This window comes from Bordetella sputigena (assembly GCF_965137885.1).
In the GTDB taxonomy this organism is placed as follows: domain Bacteria; phylum Pseudomonadota; class Gammaproteobacteria; order Burkholderiales; family Burkholderiaceae_B; genus Bordetella_C; species Bordetella_C sputigena.
Window position 1 is genome coordinate 16,898 of the sequence record NZ_CBCSCA010000018.1, and the last position, 16,469, is coordinate 33,366.

Sequence of the window (16,469 nt, forward strand, 5' to 3'; positions counted from 1 at the left end):
CGGATTTTGCCACAAGGGGCGGCCGCGAAAAAATGCGCCTGGGATGATTTTGTCCCTCTTTAAGGGCCGGCTGGCCCACGGACGGTATGATTCCAGGCTGTCCGCTCACTACGTTTGTCCATGCTGCACCTGGAGCTTGCCGAATATTTCGCCGAAGACGGCCCGCTTGCCAAAGCGTCGCCCGGCTACCGCCTGCGTCAATCCCAGGTAGAGCTGGCAGAGGCCATCGAGCAGGCCATTACGCGGCGGTCCACCCTGGTCGCCGAAGCGGGAACCGGTATCGGCAAGACCTGGGCGTATCTGGTGCCGGCATTCCTGAACGGCGGCAAGGTGCTGATTTCCACGGGCACGCGCACCCTGCAGGACCAGTTGTTCAACCGCGATCTGCCGCGGGTGCGCGCCGCGCTGGCGGTACCGGTCACGGCGGCGCTGCTCAAGGGGCGCGGCAACTATCTGTGCCACTATCACCTGGACCGCCTGTCGGGCGATGACCGCGCGTTGAAGTCCCGCGCGGAGATCAGCCAGCTGCGGCACATCCAGCGTTTCGCGGCGCATACCAAGACGGGCGACCGCGCCGACCTGGCGCAGGTGCCGGAAGATGCCGACATCTGGCAGCGCGCGACGTCCACGCGCGAAAACTGCCTGGGCCAGGAGTGCCCGCGCATCCGCGATTGCTTCGTGGTCAAGGCGCGGCGCCAGGCCCAGGAAGCCGACGTGGTGGTCATCAACCATGCCTTGTTCATGGCGGACCTGGTGCTGCGCGAAGAAGGCGTGACCGATCTGCTGCCGGAAGCCGATACGGTCATCTTCGACGAAGCCCATCAATTGCCGGACACCGCCACGCGGTTCCTGGGCAGCAGCCTGTCGACCCACCAGCTGCTGGACTTCGGCCGCACCGCCGAGGCCGTCGGCCTGGCCTACGCGCGCGAAGCCATGAACTGGGGCGAGGCCTCGCGCAAGCTGGAGCACGCGGCGCGCGAACTGCGCCTGTCCTGCGGCGCCATCGAGCAGATGCCCGGCCGCAAGGCCAACTTCGAAGCCGTGCCGGACGCGGATGGCTTCCATGAAGCCTTGCGCAATCTGGATGCGGCCGTGCACGCGGTGACGCGTGGCCTGACCCAGGTGGCGGAGAAACATCCGGACCTGGCCGCCGCGGCGCGCCAGGGCGCGGAAATCCTGATACGGCTGAAACGCTGGGCGCCGCCGGCGCTGCCCGATGGGGCGGATTCCCCCGCGCAGGCCGGGCCGGATAAGACGGCGGGCGAGAGCGATGAAACCATCATCGCGGCCTGGTCCGCGGCGATGGCGGCCGGCGTGTCCGCCATCGACGGCGCTGCGGCTGGGCAGCAGGGCGCGCCATCGGCGCCCGCGACCAGCTCGGCGTCGACGGCGTCGTCCCGCGCCGCCTCGCCGCTGGTCGACTGGACCGGACCCGCCGTGCGCTGGGTCGAGCACGGCACGCATCACGTGCGCCTGCATGCCGCCCCCTTGTCCGTGGCGCAGGCATTTTCCAAATACCGCAAGCCAGGCCAGGCCTGGGTCCTGACATCCGCCACGCTATCGGTGCATGGGGATTTCGGCCACTTCACGCGCCAGCTGGGACTGGACGATGCGGCGACCGGCCATTGGGAATCGCCCTTCGATTACGGCTCGCAAGGTCTGTTGTTCGTCCCCAAAGACCTGCCCGAACCACAGGCGCCCGGCTTCGCCGAGCGCTTCGTCGCGACGCTGATGCCCTTGCTGCACGCCAGTCCCGGCGGCGCGCTGGTGCTGTGCACGACGTTGCGCGCGGTGGATCGCTTCGCCAACCTGCTGGCCGACGCCTTCGACGACGATGGCGTCGAATGGCCCCTGCTGCGGCAAGGCGAGGGCACGCGGCGCGATCTGCTGGAACGCTTCCGCACCCTGACGCATCCGGTACTGGTGGGCAGCGCCAGCTTCTGGGAAGGCATCGATCTGCCCGGCGATGTGCTGACCCTGGTGGCGATCGACAAGCTGCCGTTCGCGCCGCCGGACGACCCGGTCATCGAGGCCCGCCTGCGCGAATGCCGCGCACGGGGCGGCAACCCCTTCGCCGAATATCAATTGCCGGAAGCCGCGATCGCCTTGAAGCAGGGCGCCGGCCGCCTGATCCGCACCATGGCGGATTGGGGCGTGTTGATGGTGGGCGACGTGCGCCTGGTGGAAAAGGGCTATGGCAAGCGCCTGTGGCGCGGCCTGCCCCCGTTCGCCCGCACGCGCGAACTGAACGAAGCCGTGGCTTTCCTGGAGCGCAAGGCCCAGGAAGGCTCCCCGCCGATGCCGACGCCAGGCGCCGCGCCCGCTGACGCCACATAGGGGCAGCCCGTGGCGGCGGGACCGCCAAAGCAAAACGCCCCGAAGGGGCGTTTTTGGTCTTGCATCGGGCCGCGCCGCCAGGACGGACGCGTCCCGCCGAACCGAGGCTTACACACCGAGGCTTACATCCAGCCCCAGGGATCCCACCAGGCCTTGTCCTGCTTGAAGCCCTGCGTCGGGTACTTGCTGTTCGGGAAGTTGGTATTCAGCACCCGCTTGGCGTCGGCTTCCAGCTGGGGCATCTTCAACTGCTCATAGGACTTGTACAGGATGTACAGCGCTTCTTCCGAAGCCGACGCGCCCTGGAAGTCCGTGATCACCATCTGCGCCCGATTGGCGGCCGCGACATAGGCGCCGCGCTCGTAGTAGTAGCGGGCGACGTGGACTTCATTCATGGCGATGGCGTTCACCAGCCAGACCACGCGCAGGCGGGCATCCGGCGTGTACTTGCTGTCGGGGTAGCGCTTGATCAGCTCGTTGAAGGCGTCATACGACGCGCGCAGGCCCTTGGGGTCGCGCTCGCTGGGATCCTGGCCGGTGATGTTGGTCATGAAGGCGCTGGCCGGCGTGAAATTGATCAGCCCCTTCAGATACAGCACGTAGTCGGTGCCGGGATGGTTGGGGTACAACTGCTGGAAACGATCGATGGCGGCCAGGGCCTGGTCGTTGTCGCCGTCTTTCCAGTTGACGTACGCCAGGTTCATCAGCGCCTGCTGCGCGTAGACGCCGAAGGGGTAGCGGCTTTCGACGGCCGTCAGGCGTTCGCGGGCATCTTTCCAGTTGCCGGCGTCCATTTCCTGCTTGGCGTCGTTGTAGAGCTGTTCGGCGCTCCAGTTGGCGGTCTTGTCGTACTTGGTGCCGTTGGTGGCGCAAGCCGCCAGCAGGGCGGTAAACACAAGCGCCATGCACAGGCGCGCGACCGACCCGAGGCGGGAAAGGGAAAACTGGTGGGCGGGGACGCGGGAAGTCACGACGGTCATTTCCTTGGTGTTAGCATGGCTGGCTGCGTCGATTATATGATTTGTCTCCATGTCCGAGTTAGCCGCCAGCGCGGATCTTCCCTCCGATGACGAACCGCAGGTTTTGCGCGTCCCGGATACCCTCCAGGCCGACCGCCTGGACAAAGTGCTGGCTGGCCTGCTTCCGGGCCATTCCCGCAGCCGCCTGCAGGGCTGGATCGAAGCGGGTTACGTGCAGGTGAACGGCGCGCCGGCCAAGGTGCGCCAGCCCGTCGGGCCGGGCGACCTGATCGCCGTCTGGGAGCAGCCGGCGCCGGACGCCCAGGCCTTCGAACCCGAACCCGTGGAATTCCGCGTCGTGGCCGACAGCCCCGCCTGGATCGTGGTCGACAAACCGGCGGGGCTGGTCACGCACCCCGGCGCCGGCAACTGGACAGGTACGCTGCTCAACGGTTTGCTGTTTCGCTATCCCGAATTGCGCGGGGTGGCGCGCGCCGGCATCGTGCACCGCCTGGACAAGGATACGTCGGGCCTGCTGGTGGTCGCCCGCACCGAACAGGCGCAGACGCACCTGGTGCGCCAGCTGCAGGCGCGTTCCATGGGCCGCGAATACCTGGCCCTGGCGCACGGCTGGATCACGGCGCCGGGCACTGTGGACCGCCCGGTGGGCCGCGATCCGCGGGTACCGGTACGGATGAGCGTGGAACGGCCCATCGCGGCCAAGCATGCGGTTACGCATTACACCCCCGTCGCCACCGGCCTGGCCGACGGCCTGCGGGTGTCCCGGGTAACCTGCCGGCTGGAAACCGGCCGTACGCATCAGATCCGGGTGCACCTGGCCAGCCTGGGGCATCCGCTGCTGGGCGACACGCTGTACGGCGGCAAAGCGCTCGCCGGCGCGACCCGGCAGATGCTGCACGCGCGCGCGCTGCGCTTCGACGACCCCGCCGACGGGGAGCCGCGGTCATTCGAGGCCGCCCCGCCGGCGGACATGGCAAGCACCTGCCAGGCCATCGCCTGGAACGATTGAGAGGGATCGAGTGGATCTTCGCGCATCATCATCCCAACGGGACGGGGCGGCCAGCCTGCCGGTCGTGACCGGCCCGCGCTGGACCGGCGTGCACTATTTCTGCACCACCCGCGCGGGCGGCGTCGGCACCGCGCCGCACGACACCTTGAACCTGGGCCTGCGCGCCGGCGACCGGCCGGAAGCCGTGGAGGAGAACCGGCGCCGCTTGCGGGCGTTGTTGCCGGCCGAGCCCCTGTGGCTGCGGCAGGTGCATGGCACGCGCGTCGTCGACGCGGATCGCCCGGCGGAATCCGCGGCGGAAAATCCAGCGGGAAATTCAGTGGAAAGCGAGCCGGCCGCCGATGCCGCCGTGACCACTAGCGCCGACCGCCCGCTGGCCATCATGGTGGCCGACTGCCTGCCGGTGCTGATCGCCGACACGAGCGGGCGCGCGCTGGGGGCGGCCCACGCCGGCTGGCGCGGCCTGGCGGGCGGCGTACTGGAGAACACCCTGGACGCGCTGCGCCGCAAGCGCCCGGATGCCTCGTCCTGGCAGGCCTGGATCGGCCCCGGCATCGGCCCGGCGGCATTCGAGGTCGGCGCCGACGTGCTCGACGCTTTCGATCCGGCCGACCGCGAAGCCGCGGCGCTGTTCATGCCGCGCGCCGGCCTGCCCGGAAAATGGCTGGCCGACCTGCCGGCCCTGGCCGAATTGCGGCTGCGCCGCGCCGGCGTGCGCGAAGTCCATCGCAGCGGCTTGTGCACGGTCGCGGACCCCGGGCGATTTTTTTCCTATCGCCGCGACGGGCAGACCGGCCGCATGGCCCTGCTGGCCTGGCTGTCGACGCGCCCCTTCGAATACCCGCATTGACACTGCCTGCACCGCAATGCACCATCCTTTTGAAAAGCGTCCATAACAAGGTGTCGAGGTGACTGCCCATCCATCCGCAGCATGGCCCGTCCCGGTGGGGGTCGCGCCAGACGTCCTGGCGCAGATACAGGCGGATTTCTCCCGCGACTGGCAGCGTCTGACCGACGATGCCCGCGCCGGGCGCCTGGAACCGCCGCCGGACAAGCGTTTCGCCAGCGATGCCTGGCGCCGCAGCCCCAATCATCTGGCCATGGCCCACGCCTATCTGCTGTCCGCGCGCGCCATGCAACGCATGGTGGACGCCGCCAGCGTCAGCGAACCGCTGCGCGACCGCCTGCGTTTTTCCATCATGCAATGGCTGGATGCCATCGCGCCGTCGAACTTCCTGGCCTTGAATCCCGATGCGCAGGAATCCATCGTCGCCACCGCCGGCAAGGCCCTGAACGCAGGCCTGGCCAATCTGTTGAACGATGTGCGCAAGGGCCGCATCACGCAGACCGACGAAAGCCAGTTCGAAATCGGCGTGAACGTGGCGGTCACGCCGGGCCAGGTGGTATTCGAGAACGCGCTGTTCCAGCTGATCCAGTACACGCCGTCCACGCCGACCGTGCATGAACGGCCGCTGGTCATCGTCCCGCCCAACATCAACAAGTTCTACATCCTGGACCTGCAGCCGGCCAATTCCTTCGTGCGGCACGCGGTGGAAGCGGGCTACACGGTTTTCATGATGTCGTGGCGCAATCCCGTGCCGGCGGACGACGACGGCGTCGACCGCGCGCGGTGGGACGACTATCTGGAAAACGCCGTACTGCCGGCCTTGCGCGTCGCTGGTGAGATCACCGGGCAGCCGCAGGTCAATGCCCTGGGCTTCTGCGTGGGCGGCACGCTGCTGGCCTCGGCGCTGGCCCTGGCCCACGCGCGCGGCGAAAAGCCCGTCGCGGCCTTGACCTTGCTGACGGCCTTGCTGGACTTCCGCGATACCGGCATTCTGAACGTATTCGTGGATGAAACCCATGCCTTGCTGCGCGAACGCCAACTGGGCGGCGGCGGCCTCATGTCCGGCCTCGAACTGGCGACCACCTTCGCCTTCCTGCGGCCCAACGAATTGGTGTGGAATTACGTCGTCGACAACTATCTGAAGGGGCGCCAGCCGCCGGCTTTCGACCTGTTGTTCTGGAATGCGGACAGTACCAACCTGCCGGGGCCTTTCTTTGCCTGGTACTTCCGCAACACCTATCTTGAAAACAACCTGAAGGTGCCGGGGCGCTGCGCCGTAAGCGATGTGCCGCTGGACCTGACGGCCCTGGATATGCCGGCCTATATCTTCGGGTCGCGCGAAGACCATATCGTGCCCTGGACGTCCGCGTATGCGTCCACGCAGCTGCTGCGCGGAACGCAACGCTTCGTCCTCGGCGCTTCGGGACATATCGCGGGCGTGATCAACCCGCCCGCGAAACAACGCCGCAGCTACTGGACGACAAATCCCGCGGACGGCAATGGACGCGGCGCGCTGCCGGGCGACCCTTCCGCCTGGCTGGCGCGCGCGCAGGAACACCCGGGCAGCTGGTGGCCCGACTGGACAGCCTGGCTGGCGCAACATGCCGGCCGGAAGATCAAGGCGCCCTCGCGCGCGGGCAACGCGAAATACACCCCGATCGAACCCGCGCCCGGACGCTATGTGAAGGTCAGGGCCACATGAACGGCAAAGGAGAATATCGATGAGCGGAAAACTGGCATACGTGACGGGCGGCATGGGCGGCATAGGAACTTCGATCTGCCAACGGCTTGCCAAGGACGGCTTCCGCGTAGTCGCGGGATGCGGGCCCAGCCGGAATTACCAGCAATGGCTGGATGAACAGGCGGCGCAGGGCTATACCTTCTATGCTTCCGTGGGTAATGTTTCGGATTGGGACTCCACGGCGCAGGCCTTCGAAAAAGTGCGCGCCGACTACGGCACGGTGGACGTCCTGGTCAACAACGCGGGTATCACGCGCGATGGCTTGTTTCGCAAAATGACGCTGGATGACTGGCGCGCCGTGATCGACACCAACCTCAACAGCCTGTTCAATGTGACCAAGCAGGTGCTGGACCCCATGGTGGACCAGCAATGGGGCCGTATCATCAACATCAGTTCGGTCAACGGCCAGAAAGGCCAGTTCGGACAAACCAACTATTCCACGGCCAAGGCCGGCATCCATGGATTTACCATGGCGCTGGCGCAGGAAGTGGCCAGCAAGGGAGTGACGGTCAATACCGTATCGCCCGGCTATATCGGTACGGACATGGTGCGCGCCATCCGTCCCGACGTATTGGAGAAAATCGTCGCGACCATTCCCGTGCGGCGCCTGGGCACGCCGGAGGAAATCGCTTCCATGGTTTCGTGGCTGGCGTCCGACCAATCGGGCTTCGCCACGGGCGCGGACTTTTCGTTGAACGGCGGCTTGCATATGCATTAAGGCATTAAGGCATTAAGCCGCGCGGCCCTATCAACCCGACATCGCACCATAAGTACAACACGATCGACCCAGCAGGGGACAACCATGACGCAAGCCCAAGCAGGCGGCAGTACGCGCCTGATCAAGAAATACCCGAACCGCCGCTTGTACGACACGCAGACCAGCACGTACATCACCCTGGCGGACGTCAAGCAGCTGGTGCTTGCCAATGAGTCCTTCCAGGTCGTCGACGCCAAAAGCGGCGATGACCTGACGCGCAGCATCCTGCTGCAGATCATTCTGGAAGAGGAGGGCGGCGGCGTGCCGATGTTCTCGTCGAACATGCTGTCGCAGATCATCCGTTTCTACGGACACGCCATGCAGGGCATCATGGGCTCGTATCTGGAAAAGAACATCCAGGCTTTCATGGAGATCCAGGAGCGCATGGCCGAACAGTCGAAAGGCCTGTACGGCAACCAGTTCGGTCCCGAGGCCTGGACCCAGTTCATGAACGGCCAGGCCCCGATGATGCAGAACATGATGAACAGCTATATCGAGCAGAGCAAGAACCTGTTCGTGCAGATGCAGGACAAAATGCAGGACCAGACCCGGTCCATGTTCTCGACCTTCCCGTTCCCCGGCGCCCCGCAGGGCAACCGCAAGTAGGCGGTGGGGCAAGGACGCCCGGCGGCCGCCGGGGTCCATGCCGGCGGAGCATCGGCCTGCCCCCGGGGAACCCCGCGGGCGAATCCAGGTCCTACCCGCATCTCCTCGCATTCGCTGCCCGTTGCAGGGCCGTGCGGGGCGTCGCACGCTGTCCGTGGGCCGCCGGGCAGAGCCGGGCGAAGCCAGGGGGGCAAACCCAGGGCGCGGCGGCGCTTGCCCTCCGGCACGGGCCGTATCCCAGCCAGGCATTGCGTGGAGGACGCCAGGACCAGGCAAACGCAGGATGCGTTGAATCCTTGCATGAAAACAGTTCTTGTTTGCATTCATGCTTGCTTTTGCCTATCCTTTCAACTTTACGGTCGCATGACGGCGCAAATACGCCGGAAGGAAAATTCGATGATCAAACATGCCCTCGTTCTCGCTGCCGGCTTGATGCTCAGCGGCGCGGCCCACGCCGCGGAATACCCTATCGGCAAGCCCGCGGAAAAGGGCGGCATGGAAATCGGCGCCGTCTACCTGCAGCCCATCGAAATGGATCCCCCGGGCATCATGCGGCCCGCCAAGGACTCGGACATCCACCTGGAAGCCGACATCCACGCCACGGCCAACAACCCCACCGGCTTCCCGGAAGGCGAGTGGATGCCCTACCTGGTGGTCAAGTTCGAACTGCAGAAGGTGGGCAGCAACAACGTGCAGAAGGGCATGCTGATGCCCATGGTCGCCAATGACGGTCCGCACTACGGCGACAACGTCAAGCTGGAAGGCCCCGGCAAGTACAAGCTGAAGTACTTCATCGCGCCGCCCAGCGCCGATGCGCACAGCCATTTCGGCCGCCACATCGACAAGGAAACCGGTGTGGGCCCCTGGTTCGAGCCCTTCGAGCTGGACTATGAATTCGTTTACGCCGGTACCGGCAAGAAGGGCGGGTATTGATGATGGGACCGGTCCGCGCATGGCTGCCCGCGATCGCGCTGGTCCTGCTGTCCGCGGCGGGGCCCGCCCGCGCGGACGAGCTGCCGACTTTCCAGCTGACCTTCAAGGCGAACGGCACGTTCGAGCCGGCGCGGCTGGAAGTTCCGGCGGGCCGCTTCAAGATCGAGCTCAGCAATGAGAGCAATGAGCCGGTGGAATTCGAAAGCATTCCGCTGCGCAAGGAAAAAGTACTGGGACCCGGCGTCAAGTCCTTCGTCGTGATCACCATTTCGCGGCCAGGCGAATATCCGTTTTTTGACGATTTCCACCAGAACGTCAAAGGCACGCTGGTCGTTAAACCCAAGGATTGAACGGGGCCCGCGGGCCCCGGCGGTGTCATGGAACAGGTTTCTTTTATCGTTTGGCGCGAGTCCGTGGAAGCCCTGCTGGTCGTGGGCATCCTTTATACATGGCTGCGCGCCACGCCCGAGGGCAGGCGCGGATTGCCCTACCTGTGGGGCGGCGTAGCGGCCGGCCTGGGGCTGGCCGTGGCCTTGGCGCTGGTGCTGCTGGGCGTATCGTCCTGGCTATCCGATACCGGACAGGAATGGTTCCAGGCCGGCATGGCGCTGGTCGCCTGCGCCCTGGTCGTGCAGATGGTCTTCTGGATGAAAAAGCACGGCCGTACGCTGAAGGGCGAACTGGAAAGCGGCGCGCGCGACTCCGTGCGCAACGACAACTGGTGGGGCTTGCTGCTCCTGGTCATGATTGCCGTCGCGCGCGAAGGCAGCGAAACCGTGGTGTTCCTGTACGGTACGGTGTCGGCCGGCGGGGAGGGCGCCAGCGGCTGGCTGCTGGGCCTGGCCGGGCTGGCGGGTTTCGCCGTGGCCTTGCTGACGTTCTGGCTGCTGCAGCTGGGCGGCAAGCTGATCACGTGGCGCCGTTTCTTCCGCGTGACCGAGATCCTGTTGCTGCTCCTTGCCGGCGCGCTGCTGGTGGGCGGCCTGGATCATCTGATTTCGCTGGGCGTCGTGCCGCCGCTGGTGGACCCCATCTGGGACAGCAGCTGGCTGCTGGACGATAGCAGCGGCATCGGCAAGGTGCTGGCCGACTTCGCGGGCTATCGCGCCTATCCCGCGCTGACCACGGTACTGGTGTGGGTGGCGTACTGGCTCATCGTGTGGGCGCTGTTGAGCCGCGCCGGTCCGGCCGTGCCCGGCCGCGCGGGCGCCGCGGCGCCGCCCAACACGGCGTCGGCCAACACGCGATAATGGCGTCCGTCATGCGCACGGCGACGTTCCGCTCAGCGGCCGGCGCCGGCGTCCCGGACATCCGGAAGTTCTGTAAAGGTAATACCGATGGCTGTAGCAGTGGCGCGGACAACCGCCCGCGTAGCCGATTTCCTGCGTGACCATGCCCCTTTGCTGCGCAAGCTGCAATGGGGCATCGTCGCTTTGTATGCTTTCCTGCTCATTGTGCCGGCGGCCATGCCGCTGCCGGACAACACCGCGTCCGTGTTCAACAACCTGACGGTGGTGGCGCAGTTTGCGTTCTGGGGCATATGGTGGCCCTTCGTGCTGGTGTCCATGCCCATCATGGGCCGCGCCTGGTGCGGCCTGTTCTGCCCGGAAGGCATGCTGACGGAATGGGCCAGCGAGCGGGGCAAGGGCCTGGCCATCCCGCGCTGGATGCGCTGGGGCGGCTGGCCTTTCGTGGCTTTCGCCCTGACCACTATCTACGGCCAACTGGTCAGCGTGTATCAGTATCCGCTGGCCGTACTGGCGGTACTGGGCGGCTCGACCGCGGCGGCCATGGTGGTCGGATGGCGCTACGGCCGCAGCAAGCGGGTGTGGTGCAAATACCTGTGCCCCGTCAACGGCGTGTTCAATCTGCTGGCCAAGCTGTCGCCCTGGCATTTCAAGGTGAACGAAGAGGCCTGGCGTCATCCCGTCATCCGCATCCAGGCTGTCAACTGCGCCCCGCTGGTCCCGCTGCGCCACATGAAGGGCGCGGGCGATTGCCATATGTGCGGCCGTTGCAGCGGCTACCGCGGCGCCATCGCCCTGACGCCGCGTTCGCCGGAAGCGGAAATCGTCGAAGTGGCGGACGGCGATGTGTGGCAGACCGCGCTGGTCGTCTTCGGCATGATGGGCATCGCCATGGGGGCCTTCCTGTGGAGCGCCAGCCCCTGGTTCGTGACCCTGAAGCAGGCGGCCGCCACCTGGCTGATCGATCGCGACATCACCTGGCCGCTGCTGGACAACGCGCCGTGGTTCATCCTGACCCATTATCCGGATGTCAACGACAGCTTCTCCTGGCTGGATGGCGCCAGCATCCTGTTCTTCATCGCGGCCACCACGGTGGTGGTGGGCGGGACGATCTACGCCGCCTTGTGGCTGGCCGATCGCCTGCTGCCGGCGGTACCGGGCCGTACGCCGTGGGGCGGCGCGGGCTTGCACAAGCTGGCCCAGCCCTTGATCCCGGCCGCCGGCATCGGCGTCTTCCTGGGCCTGTCCGCCACCACCATCACGCTGCTCAAGCACGAAGGCGTGCAGGCCTTGTGGGCGAATCCCCTGCGCTTCGCCTTGCTGAGCCTGGCGGTGGCATGGACGCTGCGGCTGGCCTGGCGCGTGATCGCGCGGCGCACGCCGTCGCCCGGCCGCCGGCTGGCGGCCTGGCTGGTCTTCGCCGCCGGCCTGGCGCCGTTCTGCTACGCCTGGGTGCTGTTTTTCGCGAAGTGGTAAAGGGTTAAGCGGGCCAGGTTTTCGGCTAGCATTGCGCGCATGAGAACCTACCGCTTCCGCATCCTGAACGTCTTCGCCGAAACCACTTTCGGCGGCAATCCCTTGTGCGTATTCGAAGATGGCCGCGGCCTGAGCGACGCCGAAATGCAGGCGCTGGCCGTGCAGTTCAATCTTTCGGAGACGACCTTCATTCTGCCGTCGGCATCGGCCAGCGCGCGCGTGCGCATCTTCACGCCGGGCTACGAGATGCCGTTTGCCGGCCATCCGACGCTGGGGACCTCGCAAGTGGTGCGCGCGGTGGCCGGCACGGGCGACAGCCTGACGCTGGAAACGCTGGCGGGGGTGGTGCCGGTACGGGCGGACGGCGATACCTGGACCTTGTCCGCGCCGGGCGGCGCCACGCCGCAAACCCAGGCGCCGGCGCGGTCCGCCGCCGCGATCGCGGCGCAATTCGGTCTCGGCGAAGATGCGCTGGCGGCCCGGCCCTTGTGGGTGGACACGGGCGCGCATCAATTGATGGTGCCCCTGAAATCCGCCGACGCCGTGCGCCGCGCGCGGCCTGACGCCGCGCTGCTGGAACAATGGGAGGCCGGCAAGGCGGGACGCCAGGTGGCATACCTGTTCGCCTTCGACGGCCGCGGGCAGGACGGCAGCGAGCGCGTGGTGGCGCGTTATTTCTTTGTCAGGCCGGGAGCCGGGGTGGTGGAGGATCCGGGAACCGGATCGGCTTGCGCCAACCTGGGCGGCTGGTGCATCGCGATGGGACGGGACCTGCCCTTGCGTGCCCGTGTCGAGCAAGGCGAGGCGGTGGGCCGTCCCTGCATCCTGGGGTTGGAAGTCACACCCGGCCGGGAAGTGCGTGTGTCCGGCCGGGTGCTGGAATTGGGCAGCGGGACGATAACGCTGCCCTGATAGCCTGGAATAGCCCGGACCCTGCGTGGCGCCAGGCTGCTTACCGGTCCTCGGCCCCGACGGGCCGGGAGCCGGTAAAGCTGCCGGCTTACTTCTTCTTCGAGGCGTCGACCTTCAGGTTGTTCTTGACCTGCTTGACGCCTTCCACACCGCGCGCAACGTGCGTGGCCTGGTCGCTTTGCGCGGCGGTCGCCACCGTACCGGTGAGCGTGACCACGCCGTTGTTGGTTTCGACCGCGATGTCCAGGGCGCTCAGCGACTTGTCGGCCACGATGGCGGCCTTCACCTTGGTGGTGACGACCGTATCCGACGCATATTCACCCACGGATTGCTTGGGCTTGCCATCGCTGTTCGCGTTGTCGGCCGCATAGGCGGACGGCAAAGCGGCGGTGCTCAGGCCGAGGACGGCGGCGACGATGATTTGACGGGTACGCATTAGAGTTCTCCTTGTGGGTTCTGCTGAAAGGAATACCGGATCCGGCCGCTATCGTCGGAACACGCCGCCCAGGATGGACAGCAGCGCCAGGACCAGGAACACGATGAAGAGAATCTTCGCGATGCCGGCGGCGCCGGCGGCGATGCCACCGAAGCCCAGCACGGCGGCGATGATGGCGATAACGAAGAAAACAGCGGCGTAGTACAGCATGGTTGCCTCCCGAGTCGGAAAAGCGTCGGGATCGCGCGGCGGTCCCGGCAGTGACCACGATGCCGGACGGTGTGCCCGGGCGTTCGGGTTAGATGTACGCTACGTGCCGCCCGGGGGAGGGGTCAAACCGGGATGTGGACAAATGTAAACAGCATTGCGCTGCTCACCGAATCCGCCGCATGAGGGCACCGCTGTTACAAATGCGCAACCCTTGGCGTTGTTTTGACGGGAGAAGGTTACAGCCGCCCGTTACCGGCCTGCCAGGCACGCCCGGCGTGTGCTCGCGGTGCGTCCTGGACGCTCGTACCCGATGGCCGCGGCGGGGAGGCCGTGTCCCGGCCAACGCAGCCGGCGGCCGGGCATGCGGCGTCACGCCGTGGCGCGGGCCTCCGCCACGCGCATGGCGATATGGGCGAGCGCTTCTTCGACCTGATCGATCAGGATCAGGCACAGGTCGCCCGCTTGCAAGCGCGCCAGCGCCGCGTCGATGGCGACGAATTCGCCATTGATCTCGGTCGTGTAGCGGGTGCGGCTGGCGTTGCGCAGGCCTTCGCGCAGCAGCGCGACGACTTCGCCGTCGGCGCGGCCGCGCTGGCATTGGTCCTGGTACAGCAGAACGTCGTCGAAGGCCTCGCCCAGGATCTCGGTCTGCCGCCGGATGTCTTCGTCGCGCCGGTCGCCCGCGCCGCTGATCACCACCGATCGGCGGGTTGCCGGCATGGCTTCCACGGCCTGCACCAAGGCCGCGATCGCGTCGGGGTTGTGGCCATAGTCGGCGATGATAGTGGCGCCGCGGTAGCTGAATACGTTGAAACGGCCCGGCGCGGTGGCCGCGTCATTGATGAAGGACTTGAGCCCCTCGCGTATCCGCGTCCACGGCGTTTCCAGTGCCCAGGCCGCGGCGATCGAGGCCATCGCGTTTTCCACCTGGAAGGCGATGGTGCCGTCGCGCGTCAAGGGGATATCGGCCAGCGCGATTTTCTCCATTTTGCCGCCCTGCGCCGCGACCAGATGGTCGCCATCGCGATAGACGACGCGGCCGCCCTGGGCGCGATGGGTGGTCATGCGCGGATGATGGCCGTCCAGCGCGAAGTAGATGACGCCGCCGGGGCAGCTGGACGCCATTTCCGCGACGATGGGGTCGGCGGCGTTCAGCACGGCATAGCCGTTGGGCTGGACGTATTGCACGATGACGCGCTTGACCACCGCCAGGTCTTCCACCGTGCTGATGTAGCCCAGGCCCAGGTGGTCGCCCATGCCGATATTGGTGACCACGGCGACGTTGCAGCGATCGAAGGCCAGGCCTTCGCGCAGGATGCCGCCGCGCGCGGTTTCCAGCACCGCGGCATCGACGTCCGGATGCGCCAGCACGCTGCGCGCGCTGCGCGGACCGCTGCAATCGCCGGTATCGATGCGGCGTTGGCCGATATAGACGCCGTCGGAGTTCGTCATGCCGACCCGCGTGCCGTCCTGCCCGATCAGGTGCGCGGTCAGGCGCACGGTGGTGGTCTTGCCGTTGGTGCCGGCCACCGCCACCACGGGTATGCGCCCGTCCTCGCCATCGGCGAACATATTCGCGATGATGGCTTCGCCCACCGCGCGGCCCTTGCCGAAGGACGGCGTCAAATGCATGCGCAGGCCGGGCGCGGCATTGATTTCGACGATGGCGCCGCGCTGTTCTTCCAGCGGCAGATGCATGGTTTCCGCGACCACGTCGACGCCGCACAGATCCAGGCCGATCATGCGGGCCGCCGTCACGGCGCGCGCGGCCAGTTCGGGATGGACCTCATCGGTCACGTCGGTGGCCGAGCCGCCGGTGCTCAGGTTGGCGTTGTTGCGCAGGACCACGCGCGCGCCGGGGGGCGGCACGGAATCCACGTCGTAGCCCTGCTTGGCCAGCGTGGCGATGGCGATGTCGTCGATGCGTATCTTGGTCAGCGAGGTCGCATGGCCGTCGCCGCGCAGGGGGTCCTGGTTGACCTGGTCGATCAGTTCGCGCACGGTATGCACGCCGTCGCCGGATACCTGCGGCGGATCGCGGCGCGCGGCCGCCACCAGCGTATCGCCCACCACCAGCAGGCGGAAATCGTGGCCGGGAATGTAGCGCTCGACGATGACGTCGTCGCTGATTTCAGCGGCGGCGGCATAGGCGGCCGTGATGCGCTCCTGCGTTTCGATGTTGACCGCGACGCCGCGGCCCTGGCTGCCGTCGCGCGGCTTGACCACCACCGGGCCGCCCAGTTCCCGCGCGGCGGCCCAGGCGTCTTCGGCGCTGGATGCGGTGCGGCCCAGCGGCACCGGCACGCCGGCGGCCGCCAGCAGCATTTTGGTCAGGTCCTTGTCCTGCGCGATGGCTTCGGAGATCGCGTTCGTGCGGTCGGTTTCGGCGGCCTGGATGCGGCGTTGGCGCGAGCCCCAGCCGAACTGCACCATGCTGCCTTGGGTCAGCCGGCGATAGGGGATGTTGCGCACGACCGCGGCATGCACGATGGAGCCCGTGCTCGGTCCCAGGCGGATGTCTTCGTCCAGTTCGCGCAGGCGGTGCAAGGCGTCGGCCAGGTCGAAGGGCGTGTCCTCGCGCGCGGCGACGCAGAGTTTTTCCGCCAGTTCGAAGGCCAGCCGGCCGACCTCTTCCTCGCTGTATTCGACGACAACCTGGAAGACGCCGGGCTCTATCGTGGCGGAGGTACGGCTGAAGGTCACCGGGCAGCCGGCATGCGCCTGCAACAGCAGTGCCACCTGTTCCAGCACGTGCGCCATCGATACGGTGCCCGCGTAGCCTTCGGGACGCAGCAGGCCCATCTGCGGGAAGCGCGCGCGCAGGCGCGGCTCGATCGACGGCAGCCGGTCTATCGAACATTCCTGGTCGTCACAGGCGACGATGGCTTCGATGGCGGTGTTGCGGCTCCACAGATTGGGGCCGCGCAGTGCGCGTATGCGGGAGACTTGCATGCGGTTTCCTGTCGGCCGGCGCGTCG

At 66.9% G+C, this 16,469-nt stretch carries 15 protein-coding genes; 11 read left to right on the forward strand and 4 right to left on the reverse strand.

Going from position 1 to position 16,469, the window contains the following annotated elements; genetic code table 11:
- The first annotated feature begins 120 nt into the window (after window positions 1-120).
- The gene (locus tag ACNA0R_RS25020; protein ID WP_415828780.1) at window positions 121-2,337 is read left to right on the forward strand and encodes an ATP-dependent DNA helicase; all 2,217 of its coding nucleotides are present in this window, start codon (window positions 121-123) and stop codon (window positions 2,335-2,337) included.
- 122 nt (window positions 2,338-2,459) lie between these two features.
- On the opposite strand, the gene ACNA0R_RS25025 is transcribed toward ACNA0R_RS25020, so the two are convergent.
- Complete coding sequence (locus ACNA0R_RS25025; RefSeq protein WP_415828844.1) at window positions 2,460-3,242, reverse strand: outer membrane protein assembly factor BamD; 783 nt, start codon at window positions 3,240-3,242, stop codon at window positions 2,460-2,462.
- 124 nt (window positions 3,243-3,366) lie between these two features.
- Between ACNA0R_RS25025 and ACNA0R_RS25030 the strand changes: the two genes are divergently transcribed.
- The 10 genes from ACNA0R_RS25030 (at window position 3,367) to ACNA0R_RS25075 (ending at window position 12,845) form a co-directional block, all read left to right on the forward strand.
- Entirely contained in the window at window positions 3,367-4,326 is a 960-nt protein-coding gene (locus ACNA0R_RS25030) for an RluA family pseudouridine synthase (RefSeq protein ID WP_415828781.1), read from the forward strand.
- Between the two features lie 55 nt (window positions 4,327-4,381).
- Window positions 4,382-5,176, forward strand: a complete 795-nt coding sequence (gene pgeF / locus ACNA0R_RS25035) for a peptidoglycan editing factor PgeF (RefSeq protein WP_415828845.1) — start codon at window positions 4,382-4,384, stop codon at window positions 5,174-5,176.
- A 58-nt stretch (window positions 5,177-5,234) separates the two neighbouring features.
- Window positions 5,235-6,875, forward strand: coding sequence for a class I poly(R)-hydroxyalkanoic acid synthase (gene phaC / locus ACNA0R_RS25040; RefSeq protein ID WP_415828782.1), 1,641 nt, complete (start codon window positions 5,235-5,237; stop codon window positions 6,873-6,875).
- A 19-nt stretch (window positions 6,876-6,894) separates the two neighbouring features.
- On the forward strand, window positions 6,895-7,632 hold the full coding sequence (gene phbB, locus ACNA0R_RS25045; RefSeq protein WP_415828783.1) for an acetoacetyl-CoA reductase: 738 nt from the start codon (window positions 6,895-6,897) through the stop codon (window positions 7,630-7,632).
- Between the two features lie 84 nt (window positions 7,633-7,716).
- Window positions 7,717-8,277 (forward strand): polyhydroxyalkanoate synthesis repressor PhaR, encoded by a 561-nt coding sequence (gene phaR, locus ACNA0R_RS25050; protein ID WP_415828784.1) that lies wholly within the window; start codon window positions 7,717-7,719, stop codon window positions 8,275-8,277.
- 396 nt (window positions 8,278-8,673) lie between these two features.
- Entirely contained in the window at window positions 8,674-9,210 is a 537-nt protein-coding gene (locus ACNA0R_RS25055; RefSeq protein WP_415828785.1) for an iron transporter, read from the forward strand.
- Window positions 9,211-9,212: 2 nt separating this feature from the next.
- Window positions 9,213-9,560, forward strand: a complete 348-nt coding sequence (locus tag ACNA0R_RS25060; protein ID WP_415828846.1) for a cupredoxin domain-containing protein — start codon at window positions 9,213-9,215, stop codon at window positions 9,558-9,560.
- 27 nt (window positions 9,561-9,587) lie between these two features.
- Entirely contained in the window at window positions 9,588-10,460 is an 873-nt protein-coding gene (locus tag ACNA0R_RS25065) for an FTR1 family iron permease (protein WP_415828786.1), read from the forward strand.
- 87 nt (window positions 10,461-10,547) lie between these two features.
- Window positions 10,548-11,933, forward strand: coding sequence for a 4Fe-4S binding protein (locus ACNA0R_RS25070; RefSeq protein ID WP_415828787.1), 1,386 nt, complete (start codon window positions 10,548-10,550; stop codon window positions 11,931-11,933).
- 39 nt (window positions 11,934-11,972) lie between these two features.
- Window positions 11,973-12,845: a PhzF family phenazine biosynthesis protein gene (locus tag ACNA0R_RS25075; RefSeq protein ID WP_415828788.1), complete on the forward strand. Its 873-nt coding sequence runs from the start codon at window positions 11,973-11,975 to the stop codon at window positions 12,843-12,845.
- 88 nt (window positions 12,846-12,933) lie between these two features.
- Here the strand turns inward: ACNA0R_RS25075 and ACNA0R_RS25080 are convergent, their stop codons facing one another.
- From ACNA0R_RS25080 to cphA, 3 genes are all read right to left on the reverse strand, one after another.
- Window positions 12,934-13,281: a BON domain-containing protein gene (locus ACNA0R_RS25080; RefSeq protein ID WP_415828789.1), complete on the reverse strand. Its 348-nt coding sequence runs from the start codon at window positions 13,279-13,281 to the stop codon at window positions 12,934-12,936.
- Window positions 13,282-13,329: 48 nt separating this feature from the next.
- Window positions 13,330-13,491, reverse strand: coding sequence for a DUF1328 domain-containing protein (locus ACNA0R_RS25085; protein WP_415828790.1), 162 nt, complete (start codon window positions 13,489-13,491; stop codon window positions 13,330-13,332).
- Window positions 13,492-13,860: 369 nt separating this feature from the next.
- Window positions 13,861-16,443, reverse strand: a complete 2,583-nt coding sequence (gene cphA / locus ACNA0R_RS25090; protein WP_415828791.1) for a cyanophycin synthetase — start codon at window positions 16,441-16,443, stop codon at window positions 13,861-13,863.
- Between the last annotated feature and the right edge of the window lie 26 nt (window positions 16,444-16,469).